The sequence below is a fragment of the Polyangiaceae bacterium genome (genome assembly GCA_016715885.1).
GTDB lineage: Bacteria > Myxococcota_A > Polyangia > Polyangiales > Polyangiaceae > Polyangium.
In genome coordinates this window covers 261,608-275,756 of record JADJXL010000002.1, presented here as the reverse complement: position 1 = coordinate 275,756, position 14,149 = coordinate 261,608, and the positions used below count along the sequence as shown (strand labels likewise).

General features: G+C 59.2%; 13 protein-coding genes and 1 pseudogene. 6 read left to right on the top strand and 8 right to left on the bottom strand.

Going from position 1 to position 14,149, the window contains the following annotated elements; genetic code table 11:
* The first annotated feature begins 5 nt into the window (after positions 1 to 5).
* From IPM54_04595 to IPM54_04580, 4 genes are all read left to right on the top strand, one after another.
* Entirely contained in the window at positions 6 to 512 is a 507-nt protein-coding gene (locus IPM54_04595; GenBank protein MBK9259094.1) for a GTP-binding protein, read from the top strand.
* Between the two features lie 3 nt (positions 513 to 515).
* The gene (locus IPM54_04590) at positions 516 to 1,628 is read left to right on the top strand and encodes a HAMP domain-containing histidine kinase (GenBank protein MBK9259093.1); all 1,113 of its coding nucleotides are present in this window, start codon (positions 516 to 518) and stop codon (positions 1,626 to 1,628) included.
* Positions 1,625 to 2,383: a response regulator gene (locus IPM54_04585; GenBank protein MBK9259092.1), complete on the top strand. Its 759-nt coding sequence runs from the start codon at positions 1,625 to 1,627 to the stop codon at positions 2,381 to 2,383. Before IPM54_04590 ends, IPM54_04585 begins: the two co-directional genes overlap by 4 nt.
* A 94-nt stretch (positions 2,384 to 2,477) precedes the next feature.
* Complete coding sequence (locus IPM54_04580; protein MBK9259091.1) at positions 2,478 to 2,924, top strand: hypothetical protein; 447 nt, start codon at positions 2,478 to 2,480, stop codon at positions 2,922 to 2,924.
* Between the two features lie 93 nt (positions 2,925 to 3,017).
* Here the strand turns inward: IPM54_04580 and IPM54_04575 are convergent, their stop codons facing one another.
* From IPM54_04575 to IPM54_04560, 4 genes are all read right to left on the bottom strand, one after another.
* On the bottom strand, positions 3,018 to 3,323 hold the full coding sequence (locus IPM54_04575; protein MBK9259090.1) for a hypothetical protein: 306 nt from the start codon (positions 3,321 to 3,323) through the stop codon (positions 3,018 to 3,020).
* A 169-nt stretch (positions 3,324 to 3,492) separates the two neighbouring features.
* Complete coding sequence (locus IPM54_04570; protein ID MBK9259089.1) at positions 3,493 to 7,005, bottom strand: caspase family protein; 3,513 nt, start codon at positions 7,003 to 7,005, stop codon at positions 3,493 to 3,495.
* 41 nt (positions 7,006 to 7,046) lie between these two features.
* The gene (locus IPM54_04565) at positions 7,047 to 7,187 is read right to left on the bottom strand and encodes a heavy-metal-associated domain-containing protein (GenBank protein ID MBK9259088.1); all 141 of its coding nucleotides are present in this window, start codon (positions 7,185 to 7,187) and stop codon (positions 7,047 to 7,049) included.
* Between the two features lie 117 nt (positions 7,188 to 7,304).
* Positions 7,305 to 7,748 carry a hypothetical protein gene (locus IPM54_04560; protein MBK9259087.1) on the bottom strand — a complete coding sequence of 148 codons (444 nt, stop codon included), beginning with the start codon at positions 7,746 to 7,748 and terminating at the stop codon, positions 7,305 to 7,307.
* Positions 7,749 to 7,768: 20 nt separating this feature from the next.
* On the opposite strand from IPM54_04560, the pseudogene IPM54_04555 reads away from it, so the two are divergent.
* Positions 7,769 to 8,077 (top strand): annotated as a pseudogene (locus tag IPM54_04555) (RNA polymerase subunit sigma-70).
* Positions 8,078 to 8,133: 56 nt separating this feature from the next.
* Here IPM54_04555 and IPM54_04550 read toward each other — a convergent pair.
* Positions 8,134 to 9,051, bottom strand: a complete 918-nt coding sequence (locus tag IPM54_04550) for an STAS domain-containing protein (GenBank protein MBK9259086.1) — start codon at positions 9,049 to 9,051, stop codon at positions 8,134 to 8,136.
* A gap of 24 nt (positions 9,052 to 9,075) precedes the next feature.
* Positions 9,076 to 9,588 (bottom strand): hypothetical protein, encoded by a 513-nt coding sequence (locus IPM54_04545; protein MBK9259085.1) that lies wholly within the window; start codon positions 9,586 to 9,588, stop codon positions 9,076 to 9,078.
* Positions 9,589 to 9,791: 203 nt separating this feature from the next.
* On the opposite strand from IPM54_04545, the gene IPM54_04540 reads away from it, so the two are divergent.
* Positions 9,792 to 10,940, top strand: coding sequence for a DUF3089 domain-containing protein (locus tag IPM54_04540; protein MBK9259084.1), 1,149 nt, complete (start codon positions 9,792 to 9,794; stop codon positions 10,938 to 10,940).
* A 21-nt stretch (positions 10,941 to 10,961) separates the two neighbouring features.
* Here IPM54_04540 and IPM54_04535 read toward each other — a convergent pair whose 3' ends face one another.
* Both IPM54_04535 and IPM54_04530 read right to left on the bottom strand, forming a co-directional pair.
* On the bottom strand, positions 10,962 to 12,056 hold the full coding sequence (locus tag IPM54_04535) for a response regulator (GenBank protein MBK9259083.1): 1,095 nt from the start codon (positions 12,054 to 12,056) through the stop codon (positions 10,962 to 10,964).
* Positions 12,053 to 14,125, bottom strand: a complete 2,073-nt coding sequence (locus tag IPM54_04530; GenBank protein ID MBK9259082.1) for a response regulator — start codon at positions 14,123 to 14,125, stop codon at positions 12,053 to 12,055. The genes IPM54_04535 and IPM54_04530 overlap by 4 nt, the downstream gene beginning before the upstream one ends.
* Between the last annotated feature and the right edge of the window lie 24 nt (positions 14,126 to 14,149).

The window sequence follows — 14,149 nt, the reverse complement described above, 5'->3', positions numbered from 1 at the left end:
TGGACATGGCGGACGAAAAACGAAAAATCTGCCTGCTCGGCCCCACCGGCGTGGGAAAAACGAGCCTGGTCATGCGCTTCGTACGCAGCATTTTTTCCGATGCGTACCATACGACGATTGGGACCAAAATCGAAACCAAGCAGGTGCAATGCGGTGAGCGCTCGGTCGATTTGGTCATTTGGGATCTGAGCGGTGAGGACGAGTTTCAAAGAGTCAGGCTTTCGTACCTGCGCGGCTCCGCAGGTTACCTCGTCGTCGCGGATGGGACGCGGCGCCATACACTCGAGACCGCGCTCACGCTCGATTCCGCCGCCGCCGATGTCATAGGTGATGCGCCTCGCGTACTCGTGCTCAACAAATCCGATTTGCGTGTTTTCTGGGAAATCAACGATAACGACGAAAAAGACCTCGTGGCCAAGGGCTGGCCTCTCGTCGAAACCAGTGCAAAGACCGGTGCGGGCGTCGAGGATGCGTTCCTCGTGCTCACCCAAGCCCTTCTGAACGGCTGCTAAACGATGGAAACGCTCCTTTGCAGCACTGTTCTCAGCTCCCTCGGAAAGGTTGTCCTCGAACGCCAAGAGGACGGGACGTTTCTACAGCGCGGCGAAGGGCCCGAATGGTTCCGCAGACTCAACCTCGCTATGCCCCGTCCGAGCGCACCGATCCGGGTCGAGTGCCTTTTCCCGTTCCTCGAGGTCTTTTTGCCCGAAGCAGAGAAAGTTTGGCAGGAAGGTGGATCGCGCCGGGCCGATTCCGACTTGTGGTGCGAAACGACGGCGGACGGCGAAGAGCTACCGCTCGAAGCAACCGCCATTTGCGCAGGCCCCCAGCGCCTGCTCGTCATTACGCGCCGTGACGAGCTCTTCCGAGAACGACGGTTGCTCCTTCAGCGTGCCCGCGAGCTGCGATTCACGTATGACGCGCTTTCACGGGAGATCGAGCAAAAAGATATTTTGATGCATTGTATCGTGCACGATCTCGCAAGCCCGCTTCAAACGATCCTTGGCGTGTTGTCTTCGCTTGCCGAGAAACAGCTTCCCGAAGAGGACGGCTCGATGGTCAGCCTCGCGCTCGACGCGGCGCTGAGGCAACGCTCGATGATTCGAGAAATCCTCAGTGTTTTCGCTGCCGAGCACGGCAACCTGGACGCCACGAGCGAAGAGACGGCGGTGACCGATTTGCAGGCGACGATCGTGCGCGTCACGAACGCGCTGGAGGTCATGGCGCGCGGGCGCAAGATACGAATCGAGCGTGATACGAGCGCCGCGCCATGCCGTGTCATTGCCGACGAGCCACGGCTCGTTCGGGTCCTATCGAATTTACTCGACAATGCAATCCGCCATAGTCCCGCCGGAGGACATGTTCGCATCACGACGCACGAAGAGAATGGGACGGTGGACGTGAGCATTCGTGATGACGGAAAAGGCGTATCTCCCGCGGTTGCGCCTCGGTTGTTTCAGCGTTTTGGTCGAGGGGCGGGAGCGGAGGCGGGAACGGGGCTCGGCCTCTATTTTTGCCGGATCACCGTCGAGCGCTGGGGAGGCTCGATTGGATACGAAGGACCTTCCGAGGGAGGTCCGAGATTTTGGTTTCGATTGCGCAAGGCGCCTGGGAGTGCCGAACCATGACGAGGTTTGACATGGCAAAACTTTTGATCGTAGACGACGACGAGGAAACCAGGACATGGATGGCAGCAGCGCTCGCAAGTGCCGGGCACGACGTGAGAACGGCGTCGAGCGGTCGCGATGCACTCGCGGTTCTTGGCGGATTCGTACCGGATCTCGTCTTGACCGATGTCCTCATGCCCGAGATGGACGGTTTCGCGCTGAATCGGGCGGCGCTACAGCGGGGCATTCCAACCATTTTCGTGACGGTCGTCAAGCGACAAGCGGAGGCGATTCTCCACGGTGTTTCAGGCTATATCGAAAAACCCGTGACCGCCGCGGAGCTGCGAGCGACGGTGAATCAGGTGCTCGGGGGCGCCACGGGCGGCGCAATTCTGATTGTGGAGGACGATCCGAGCCTCCGAGAAATGTACAATGCCGTGCTCACGCCGCGGTTCAAGGTCCTCGAGGCAGCCAATGGGCGCGAGGCGCTCGATATCCTCGACAAGGAGGTCGTGGCGCTGGTCATCACGGACATCCACATGCCTGTGATGACGGGCGTCGAGCTCGTACGGGCCATCCGGACCGATCCACGCCTGCGCGACGTCCCCATCGTGGTGCAGAGCTGCGACGCGGCGGCAGTTCGATCCCACGTTTGGTCGGGGCTACGCGTATCGCGCGTGATGCGGAAAGAGGACTTTCTCGGATGGCTCTTCGGACAGATTGAAGATCGATTGGAAGCAGAGGAGACACGACGAACTGGGTCGAAGGCTGCGTGATCATTGCTCTTTTGGGTTCCCGCGCGCTCGTGGATTCCGTCCTGTGCATCAGGGCTATCCGTCCACACCGCAGATGTGCTACAACCGTTCATCGATGCACGAGCCGCCGAGCGAAGGATGGAAACCCTTTGGGAGCCACACGCACCGATTCGAGCCGCCGGACGTGTATTTTACTCGTGTGAATGGGAACGTCACAGGGGACGACATGCGGACGCAAGTCGAGGCGATTCGAGCGCTGTCTCAGCGTGCGGGCCGCCCCATGTTCTGGCTGGTCGACGTCAGCAAGATGGGCACGGTGTCGGCTGAGGCGCGTCAACTGGCGGCAGCAGCGAGCAAGGGAGAGGAGCAACCCATCTTGGGCGGTTCGTTCATTTTCGGCGCATCGTTTACCACGCGCGTGGTGGTAGGCATGTTGCTCCGCGCCGTTCGTCTCATCAAGCCCGCCAAACAGAGGCCCACCGTCTTCGTCGAGACGGAAGCGCAAGCGCGAGCTTTTTTGGACGAACACCGTAAACGTGGCATGGACAAGTCCCCGCCCTGATCTTCGGACAAACCTTCAATCGCCCCAATGTCGCCGTAGCAAAGCGAGAAAACCGATCGCGTCCGCAATGACGCGATCGGCCCTCATCGAACATCACTGCGGCAAGTCGATGATGTTCACGCTGCCATCGGAATCGACGCAAGAAAGATTCGCGGCACGAGCTGCCTCCCAACAACTCGGAAGGTTCACGGTGGCCGGAATACCGAGATACACGCGAATGCAGGTCTCCGGATCTCGCGCGGAAACCACGAGTTTCACGATTTGCCGTCCTCCAACGCCCGACGCCGAACAAAGCACCGATTGGGCATTGGCTTTGCCACTCGCAAATGCGGCGGCAGACAGAATGGCTGCGCTGATTCCAAACCGAATCACCTTTGCGAATTTGATTTGCTTCGTCATGACGATTGCCTCCATGGTGTCGATTCTGCTCGATGCACCGCACGGAGCTCGGGTGCAAAACGAGCAGATTTCTCGATCCACCCATCACGGTGAATACATATTGGCAGCGAACTGAACCGCAAGGGCCGTTCAGAACGGCCGGCGGAGCAACTTTTCCAGTTTCAATTTCCTACTTCTTCGCCGGCACCACGAAAAATTCTCCAAACATTTCGCGTCGCGCCACCCACGGCGTTTGTTTGCCATTCGATGCCGTACGTACGCGCTCGGTCACGTAATCGACGAGCTCGCCGACCTCCGTCGCCCCGCTTCGGTCGCGATCTGGCGCATCGCCTGCGAGCGCCTCGAGCAGCGCGCTCGTGAAGAGGCCATGACCACCGGGCAATTCACGTGACAATTGCGGTTTTTGCCCGCTCCAGGCCAATTCGAGGCCCCGACTTGCACTGGAAAGCCCCGCGGGAGGCACCTCGAAGCTGAATTGCGATCCCCGCGCCGCGGAAAATACGAATACACCAGCGCGATCTCCAGCAGCGAGCTCTCTTGCAAGCTCCTCGTTTGGCGCGACAACCTCGGTCGTGAGATACCCCGAATGACACGCATCGAGCATCATGAAGACGCGCCCGCGAACGGACGACAGACCCGCGTGAATCTTGTCCCAACCAATGCCGTATTTTTCGGCGGACGCGCGCGTGAATGCAGCTTCACTCGTCATGAACACCATCTTGCCTTCGGCAAGTTTCGCTCCGTGCCCCGCGAAAAACACGACCCCAAGGTCGTCGGGACGCATGGCGCGAAGATTCGATATGGCTTTCTCGACAGAATCGACCGTGACCTCATCGTCGAGCAGCGTCGTCGCGAATACCTTGGCAAATGGTTTGCCCGGTCCTGCTTGGCGTCCGAATGACTCCGTCACGGAACGCGCATCGTCATCGGCATAATCGAGCTGCTGGTCGGGGGTCATGTTCGGGTAGCGGCTCACGCCAATGGCAACGACGTAAAGATCGGGACGATCTGCAATCGGTGACGTCGATACGACATCGATATTTTGCGTATTGCTCGCTTGCCCCGCAGCATCGTACGCGACGAGGCCCACGCGATTTTGCCCCGCGTGCAGCGGAATCGAGAGGGACACGTTTCCTTCTTTTGCACACACGAGTTTTTCCGCGACCGGTCGCCCATCGACGAATGCTCGCACGCGATCCACCCGTGAAGCGCTCGTCGCAATCGTCGTGACCGATAACGCGCGTTCAGCCGTGCGCACGACGCCGCTTCGATGCGTATCGAGTCGCAATCGTGGAGGGCGCGCCAGCGATACGGATTCCGGCGACGCTTCGCCCATGAGCCGCCGAGCCACGACGTCGGGCTTATTGAAACGCGCCGCAAATCGCTCGAAGGAAAACCCCTCGAGCGGCGAAGCAAAGCTCCAAGCAATGCTGCGTGCGCCATCGATGCTGGATCGGTATGCCCCGTCGGGAGCTGCCGCGATCCATTCGCCATTGGGCGTGGAAACCAGCGTCGCCGTAATGGCTCCACGTTCGTCCACGAACGAAGTGGCTCCTCCATCGCCGCCCATGATGAACAAGTCACGCGTCGGATGCAGTGTCACCGCGGTGATCGTGTTGTCCGGTGCCGAAATACGCGTACGCACGGTCATGCCAGGTGCGTCGAGCAAAACCGGGCGAGGCCCGCCAACGAATACCGTATTCTTGCGCCAAGCAACGGGTCCGTACGTATCCAGCGAAAACGTGCCTTTGATTTTGCCATTCGACGTGTCGAGCACCATCAGGACGGGCATGAAGGTTCGCCAGCCTTGCTTGTTCTTTTCCATGCGCCGAGTGGACACGAGCAATGCTTTGCCGTCCGGCGAATAGGTCATCCAGCGATTCGTGTCGAGCGTTCCGTCGGGCTGGTCTACAAGGCCGGCAATGATCCCAGGCAGCGGCGTCACCCAACGAATGACGTTCGTATCGAGGCGCAACGATGCAATCTCGGTTTTGCCGCCAATCGCCAGCGCATCGCCCTGCGGGGACAACGCGAGATACCCAGCCTCGTGAGGCATTTGTGCAATGGTTTTTCCGGACGGACGCGCTATTTCGCCATGAGGTGTTTCAGGCAAAGGCGGCTTGGGGCCATCGAAGTTCCACCGATCCACGACGACGTTCTGCGTTTCGTCCAGCTCATCCGCCCCGCTAGCGGTCTTTTTTCCCGTTGGTTTCCGCGTCGTGCGCATGGAGACCGTGATCAAGTCGTTCGCCTTCGGAACGAATTGGGCAAACCGCAAATGATATCCATCCTTTGGCTTCCACGCGCGGAGCGTGCGCCCCGTTTTCGCATCGCGCACACGCACGAAGCTTGCTCCCGTCGTCGATACGAAAAATTCGCCGCTCGGCGCATGAGACAAGCCCACCATGCGCCCCAAATCGCGCTCTTCGAATGGCAGCGGCACGGCAAGCGATCCATCGCGAAGGTTCCACTGCATGATTTCACCAAAGTAGGAGCCAGTCACGAGCTGGTCTGCAGCAGGATTCAGCGCAATGGCGTCGAGACCCGTCTCGCGCCCCTCGATGCTGCGCAAAGGACGCATCGTATCGACGTCGCGTGCATCGATGACCGTTCCCGATCCAGGAATGTTCTTCGCCAACAAGACCGTGGATTCATCGGCGCTCGCAGCAATGACATCGGCATTCGCCGCATGAACACTGGGCAGCTCGATGGAGCTCAGGTTTGGAAGGGCAAACGCCGAGACCTTTCCAGTCATCCTTTCGGTCACCCACAATCGATTGGCCGTCGTGGCGATATCCTTGAAATCGCCTGGCAATCTGCGCGATGCCGAAGGATTCGCCAGCGGATACATCGTCACGATGCCGCTCGAGGTACGGACGATGGCGTGCTCTTTCCTGAGCGCAATCGCCATCGGAGTTTCGGCAGCGGATGGGCCGCTCATCGGAAAGTGATGCAAAACCGATGGTTTGATCGCGTCCACGACGAAGACTTCGCCCGGAACCGCAAGAGCGACACGAGCATCGTCGAAATCAACGGCGACCGCGACGGACGATGATTTCAAACCAAGCACGACATTGTGCACGAGCGCGCCCGTGTCGACGTCGTAAATCATGAGCGTGTTCGAGGCGATCGCGATTTTCTTTCCATCCGACGATAGTTGAAACGCACCGAAAACGGGCGTCACGGATCGTGGCGGCGTGCCGCGATCGAGATCGACGATGCGAATCGCGAGCGATTCCAGTGAACCATCGGGCGCGTAATACGCGAGGCGTTTACCGTCCGCGCTGAGGGACATGCCATTGACGAAGAAGCCCGCAGTTCCGAGCTTGCGGAGCAAAATGCCGCTCTGCACATCCCACACGCGAACCGTTCCATCGATGCCGGCGGACGCGAGCGTGCGCCCGTCGGCGCTCACCACCATGCGGATGATCGGCCTTTCGTGACCGTTCTGAAGGACAAACTTGGCCGTGTTATCGAGCACCGGGGGCGGTGGTTCGTCCGGGCACGAAGGCGGTGGTGCGTCCGGAAGAACCGGCACGAGCGAACTGACGGACGAGTCGGCTTTCGCCTTGGTTTGGGCCGTGCCGCGAGGTCCAGTTGGCTGGGCGGTGCCGCTGCATCCAGTGATGACGAGCGCGGCTAGAAGCGCGTGGGCGATGGAGCGAATCGAGAAACGAAGCACGCGCCATCATAGCTGGCAGCGGTCCAAATCCAATTCTCTTCTCATATCTGTCGACGCGGCGCGCACGAGCGTCGAATGCTTGGACATGTGTCGACGCCGTCGAGCTCGCAGAGCGCGCTTTCGATGAGGCGGATGCAGGATGGGCAGGTCATCCCGTCGACTTGGAGCAGGCTTTCCTTCATGATGACTTTTCCTTTGTGGTGTGCGGTCTATTTACCGCTTGCACCGTAGACGCTGCCGCTGACGTTCATTACACCAAGTTCGTCCCACCAAACGCGCGCGCAATGCACATAGGTGACCTACCCGCAAGCGCCTTCACCGCATTTCATCTCCGCTCCACGCTTGTGCGTAGCGGTCGCGGTTGCCGCAGGCGCCGGCTTTGCTGGTTCGACCGGGATTGCAGTCGCCACCGGTAACGGTTTTGGCGCGGCAGCTTGCGTCGTCGTGGGCGTCGTCGTCGCTCGAGGCGCCGCCGCAGGTCGCGCTGGAGCTGCGGTCGCACTCGCTGTCGCCGAAGGCACCGCCGCCGCGCTCGAAATGCCCGCAGCGCTCTCACCCGTGGTCGCAGATGATGGTGCGGCTGCGACAGGAGGACCTTTTGCCGCGGGCTGGCTCGAGGCCGGTACCTCGGCCACCGGCGTGACTTCCGATTCGCTCGAAGGTGCGGGTGACGTCGTACAGCCAGCAATCATGGCGCCAGCGCCCAGAGCGGCGAGGATCTCGTAAATATCTTTCACGTTCATAAAATTCCCTTCTCGGCAACTTGTCCACTCTAACCGAACTTCGCGTCCGGATCGATTCCATCCGCCTTCACGTCGAGCCCGAGGAGGATTTGCGGGAGGCGATTTGCCAGTGCGTAACGCGTTTGTCGAATACGCTCAAGCCTGAATACCGCGTCGCGCTCGAACGAATCGAAGTGAAGGGCATTTCGGTCAAGGACTTTGCTGCCGAGCAAGGCATTTCGGCATCGAATGCGGCCATGCACGTGTTCCGAGCGCGGGACGCATTGCGAAAACAAGTCGTTGCATCGTGCGGCACGTGTGCGGAGCATGGATGCATCCAATGCACGTGTCATGGTCAAAGTTCACGTGGATGTGGATCAAATTGTGAAATCACATCGATGATGGTTCAGGCGGGCTTCGGCATCGAAAACGACTTCCGACGCACGCCGCTCGCTTGCACGATCCGCAGCCCGCATAGCGAGAATGCCTTCGCCAAACCCGCTTGCAACGTCGCGCGCGTCTCGAGCCCCTCGAGATCCAAGCCTAACTCCACGACCGTACGTGCAACCTGCGGCGACAAACCCACCAGAATCAGCTCGGTGCCCAAAAGCCTGGCCGCCTTGGTCGTTCCAAGAACGTTTTGCGCCGTTTCCGCATCGAAAACCGGTACGCCCGAAACGTCCAGAATGACCACTTGGGCTTGCTTCGCAATGATGGCCTCGAGCAGCTTTTCGGTGAGGACCTGGGCGCGAAATGCATCGAGGATACCCACGATCGGCACGACCAGGATTCCCTCGTAAATGGGCGCAATGGGCGTGGATGCCTGCCGAATTTGCTCGAGCAGCCGCGTCTTTTCGTCATAAGCCGCTTGAAGCTCGACGAGCCGCTCCTCGACATGTCCTACTTGAAGATGGGCCGCCTGCTCCTGAAATGCCCATTCCCGCGTGGCGACGAAACGCGCCGCCGTGGCGAGCACGACATGAAACAGCCATTGCTCGACGCCTTGCCGCACAGTCGGAGACGATTCCTCCGCATTCGACAACACCGCGAAAAGAATTTGCCGCAGGGAAACCACCAAATGGCGCAGGTCCGCGTATCCAAGCCCCTGCGGCGAAAGTTCTTCGATGAGCTTCGCAAGCTCTCCTCGCGCCGCTTTTTCGCCTCCCGATGACAGATCCTTTTCCAATGCTGCCACGACGCCGTCGGCAATATCGCGCGTCTTCCGCTCGCCAAGCGCATCGAACACGCTGCCCGACCGAGCCACGAGGCGACCGCACAATTCTTCCGCAATGCTCCCAGCATGAAGAGCAATAAACGAATTCATGTTGCTCCGTTCTCGAGCAGATGTTCAGAAGGTCACTCGGTAAATGCACGCGGACGCGCCACGCTCCGCGCACCCAGTTGCGCCGTGCTCCACCAGCGCACGAGCCCCGAACTTGGCACAGCACCCCTCGATGATGCCGATATTCATCGCACATATCCCCGGAGTCGCCCAATGGAGCGTGGCCGTATCATCATCGTCGAATGTGCACGTGATGGCACCCGTCCTCGGCCCACGAACACTCAGCCGATATGCCGCGTCCAAGCTTTGTAGCACGTCGCGAACGTCATTGATCCCGGGCGGAAATGGCGCAGCGTCAATCATCCGCCGGCCCACCGCCACAATGACCGGACGCCCAAGCTCATCACTGATCGCCTTGTAAACCGAAGCCGCCCAGTTCATTTCGTACCAGCGGTCCGCATCGATACGGTCCACACCCGCATTGCGCAAGACTCGGTCGATCAGCGGCTTCGAATCGCCCAGCGCAAGGAGAAATGATTGCAGCGCCGCGCCATTGTATTCGCCTTCGTATCGGTCCATAAATTTCCTCACCAACAAGCCTTGTCGTATCGCCACATCGTAGACTCGACAGCAAGCCGAGTCGACGACTAACTTCCGTCCGAAACATTATTTTTCGACAAAAAGTCGACGCAATGCATCCGTGCTACGTAATGCGGTACACGGTGCATTGTCGCCTTGCAAAGAATGCTTCATCCTGATGCAAATACGTGTAGACTTGCCTCATGCGTAAAGGACTGGTCGCTCTCTTCGGACTTGCGCTCACGTCGAATGGCTGCCTGCGTGGACCACTGCGCCCTCCGGATCCCGCAACGGCTCCAGACTATGCATCCCACGCTGCGTGGGCGTGTCGCCCCGACATGAAGGGCGATGCGTGCGACATCGACTTGACGGCGGTCGAAATGCTCCCGGATGGCACGACGAAGATCGTTCCCTTCACGCCCGAAGCCGACCCCAAGATTGACTGTTTTTATGTGTATCCGACGGTCGACATGGGACTGCGCGCCGGATTACACGAAGACCTGACGGACAACGAAAAACCTTTCCAAACGGCTGGCATTCAAGCCGCTCGATTTGCCGAAGTCTGCCGGCTCTTTGCGCCTCTGTATCGACAAGTCAGAATTGGAACGTACGCAGCCGACGCGAAAACTCGCGATTTCTACCTCGACGCTGCCTACAGGGACGTCGAATCTGCCTTCGATCATTACATTTCGCACGACAACGGCGGACGTCCGTTTGTCTTGGTGTCACATTCTCAAGGCTCGCACATGGTGAGCCGCTTGATTCGCAGGCGAATTGAAACGGATCCCGCGCTCTTGTCGCGCCTCGTCGTTGCGCTGCCCATCGGCGGACACCTCGGAACGGATGCCAATGGCCGCACAGGAGGCAGCTTTCAAAAGGTCCCGGTATGCACGTCGAAAGAAGAACAAGGGTGCGTCGTGGCCTATCGATCCTATCCACCGAGCGCCACGAATTTTGGCCGCGACGAATCGCTGAAAGAGGGCAAAGTCAGCGTATGCGTTCATCCCGCGAGCATTGGCAAAGATGAAAATGCTGGTTTGTCACGTGCGTACTTTCCGACGAGAGCACGTCGCCTGGGAACGCTGCCCGAAGGCATTGCCGAAAAAGCCCCGTTCGTGCTGTATCGAGATTTTTTCGAAGCGCGTTGCGTGGCGCATGGCGACGTTCGGGTGCTCGAAGTACGCCCCCGTCAGGCCCCTGGAGATACTCGACAAAACCCCATCGACTTCGATTCGATGTTCGTTCGCAGCGCAATGGGGCTGCATATCTACGACGTGCAATTCGGCATGGGAGATCTCATCGATCTCGTGCGCATCAAAGCCGAAGCGCGACAGCGATTGCAGACGCAATGAACGCAGAATTGCAACCGGCGCTCAACCCGCACTTCGCTCTGCCAAGCTCGTGAGTATCGAAGGGAATTCTCCAAGCGGTAGGATCCGCATGGCTGCTCCGAGCCGAATGGCTTCCCGAGGCATACCAAAAACGACCGAGGTGCTTTCATCCTGCACGAGCGTCATACCTCCCGCTCGTTTCATTGCCAAGAGTCCCGCAGCGCCGTCTCGACCCATTCCCGTGAGCAAACAACCGATGCTGCGCGGCCCCAATTCGCGCGCTACCGATTCGAATAATACATCGATGGAAGGGCGACACGAATGCCGCTCCGGTTCGCGATCCAGCAGCATGCGACCTCCGGAAATGGTCAAATGCTGGTCGGGCGGAGCAAGAATGAGCCGCGGAGCTCCGGGAGCAGGAAGCAAGTCACCATGTTTGGCTTCGGAAACGGGCAATGGCAAAATCGTGCCAAGCCATTCGCATAGGGCCGCACCAAACGGTTGACCAATGTGCATGACCAGAAGGATGGGCAATGGAATTGGCGGACGTAACGCCGACAAGATTTGTGCAACCGCCGCCGGCCCCCCAGTCGATGCTCCCATGGCCACGAGAGAATATCGCCCTCCAGCGGTTGAAATGGGACCCGCTTGCAGCACAGGCTCCGAAGGAACATCGACATTCGGCTTATCCAAGAGGGCCGAAGCCTTGCGCAATCGTGCGCGAGGATGCGTAATGACCTTGACCCGCGAGGCGACCTTCACGGTTGATTTGAAATGGTTGACCCAGCCCTCCGGCAAGTTGTTGCCGCTCGGTTTCTCCACGATTTCAAGCGCTCCGGCGGCGAGCGCATCATACGTATGCAATAGTTCGCCACGATTGACCGACGCAGAAACGATCACGATCGGCGTGGGCCGATATGCCATGATGTATTCGGTGACCTCCACTCCATTGCCATTGGGAATCATCATGTCGAGCGTCACGACGTCCGGACGCAGACGCTCGCACAAACGAATGGCACTTTGACCATCGGACGCTTCCCCGACGACCACGAAATCCGGATCCGCTCGCAACGTGGTCACCAAGTGACGGCGCACCGTAGGCGAATCATCCACGACGAGCACGCGGATATTGCTCATGGTGCGCCCAGAAGCTCGGCGACTTTGTCGACGAAATATTTTTGGTCGAAATCGCCTTTGACGATATATGCCGATGCCCCGGCGTCGAGACCACGTTGCCGATCGTCAGCGGTCGCGAGCGACGTCACCATGATGACCGGAATGCTCGCAAAGTGGGGATCGGCGCGTGTGATGCGCGTGAATTCATAACCATTCATCCCGGGCATCTCGACGTCGACGATGAACAAGCCATATTTTTTCGCTAGCGCACGGCGTAATGCATCTTCAGCCGACGCACTCAAATCCACGACGTAACCTGCGGCTTCCAGGATGCTTTGTTCCAGCATCCGTGTCGTCAATGAATCATCGATGACCAAGATGGGCAAGCGCGCATGCGAAGCGGCCGCTGGTCGGGCTTCGGTGCGGATGACTTCGGGTTGAATGGCATGAAGTCCCATCGGCTCGAGAACCAAGACGGGGTCACCTTTGCTATCGAATGCCGCGCCGGCAATCGAGGGCGGAGCATCAATTCCGGCTGGCAATGGTTTTACCACGATATCCAGCGTTTCCAAAAGCGCATCGGCACCCAGTGCAAAAACCTTCGATCCTGCTTGCACCACGATGACGATCCACGTCACGCGACGTTCGGGTGTGGGCGACGAACCGATCACCGACCGAAGCTCGACAAATGGAATCGCCCCGTCCTCGTACAGTATGGATTCTCCTTCGGAGTTGCGCACGAGCTCGGCGTGTTGCAATCGCAGCGTATGGCGCACGGCATCGAGTGGAATGAGCACCGTATCTCGTCCCACGCTGACGGAAAGCACCTTCATGGCCGAAAGCGACATGGGCACGTCGATCGTGATGGTCGTGCCGCGACCCAATTCCGATTCAATGCTGGCCTGGCCACGAAGTCGATTGGCGACGGCCCGGACGACATCGAGACCGACGCCACGCCCAGATATCTCAGTCACCCGATCTGCCGTGCTCACGCCCGTTTCGAAAAGAAATGCAAACAATTCGTCGGAGGTCAATGTGGCAACCTTTTCACGAGCAACGCGCCCGCTTGCGAAAATCGTAGCGCGCACCTTTTCGGGGTCGATTCCGCGACCATCGTCGCGACAACGAAATTCGACACGTCGGCCGTGACGCACGACGTTCAAGGAAATGGTCCCGACCGCGGGTTTCTTGACGAATTCGCGTTCCCCAGGTGACTCGAGACCGTGATCGACGGCATTACGAATGATGTGCAAAAGAGCATCGCGGACCGAAAGTAGGATATGACCTTCGAGGCTGACGTCCCCTCCCGACACTTCGAACTGCACAGCTTTGCCCAAAAGCCCAGCTGCATCACGCATGGTCAGCTCGAGCGTGCCGAAAATGGATCGGACCGGCAAAAGACGCAGCGTGCTCGCTCGCTCCCGCACCGTCTCGAGCTCCTGCTCGAGTCGCGACAGACTCGGCGCCATCGTTTGTCCCGCTTGAACGACAGCGGTGGTCAATGCGTCGACCATCGAGCGAAATCGACCCCATAGAAGGGCATGATCGCCCACTTTGCCGGAATGAAGCGATGCCTGCAATGAAGTGAGCGTCTGCGCGGCGTCATGCAATGAATCCTCGACCGCGCGCAAGGGCCCCAATTGAATGGCGGCTTCCGACAATCCTTCGAGCAGTCGATCCATTTCGGCAATATTGACGCGAACGGTATCGAATAGCTCTCCGTCGGTCGTGACCTGCTGTGTCTTCGCCCGCCCCTCGGCCGCGCGTCCTGCCTGCAATTCTTCATCGAGACGATCGAGAGCTTCGCGCATACGTGCAACGATTCGCAACAAATCGCTGAAATATTCACTCTCGGCTTGCTCTTGGCCATTGCGCAAAGGCAAGAGCGCCTCTTCGAGCGTGTGCGCCATGTCGCCAATGCCAAATTGCTGGACGACACGAGCCGTGCCCTTCAAATTGTGGGCGAGGCGCAGGCATGTCGCCAGCGCATGCGGGTCCCCCGGCGCCTTTTCGAGGGCCAGCAATTCTCGCGTCAACGACGCAATGGTCTCTCGCCCCTCGACGCGGAATGCGCTTAGAAGATCCGCCATGAACACCACCCAATTCGTGAATCG

Coding starts and splice junctions, on each gene's coding strand:
- IPM54_04595 (MBK9259094.1), top strand. CDS start 6: ATGGCGGACGAAAAACGAAAAATCTGCCTGCTCGGCCCCACCGGCGTG.
- IPM54_04590 (MBK9259093.1), top strand. CDS start 516: ATGGAAACGCTCCTTTGCAGCACTGTTCTCAGCTCCCTCGGAAAGGTT.
- IPM54_04585 (MBK9259092.1), top strand. CDS start 1,625: ATGACGAGGTTTGACATGGCAAAACTTTTGATCGTAGACGACGACGAG.
- IPM54_04580 (MBK9259091.1), top strand. CDS start 2,478: ATGCACGAGCCGCCGAGCGAAGGATGGAAACCCTTTGGGAGCCACACG.
- IPM54_04575 (MBK9259090.1), bottom strand. CDS start 3,323: ATGACGAAGCAAATCAAATTCGCAAAGGTGATTCGGTTTGGAATCAGC.
- IPM54_04565 (MBK9259088.1), bottom strand. CDS start 7,187: ATGAAGGAAAGCCTGCTCCAAGTCGACGGGATGACCTGCCCATCCTGC.
- IPM54_04560 (MBK9259087.1), bottom strand. CDS start 7,748: ATGAACGTGAAAGATATTTACGAGATCCTCGCCGCTCTGGGCGCTGGC.
- IPM54_04550 (MBK9259086.1), bottom strand. CDS start 9,051: ATGAATTCGTTTATTGCTCTTCATGCTGGGAGCATTGCGGAAGAATTG.
- IPM54_04545 (MBK9259085.1), bottom strand. CDS start 9,588: ATGGACCGATACGAAGGCGAATACAATGGCGCGGCGCTGCAATCATTT.
- IPM54_04540 (MBK9259084.1), top strand. CDS start 9,792: ATGCGTAAAGGACTGGTCGCTCTCTTCGGACTTGCGCTCACGTCGAAT.
- IPM54_04535 (MBK9259083.1), bottom strand. CDS start 12,056: ATGAGCAATATCCGCGTGCTCGTCGTGGATGATTCGCCTACGGTGCGC.
- IPM54_04530 (MBK9259082.1), bottom strand. CDS start 14,125: ATGGCGGATCTTCTAAGCGCATTCCGCGTCGAGGGGCGAGAGACCATT.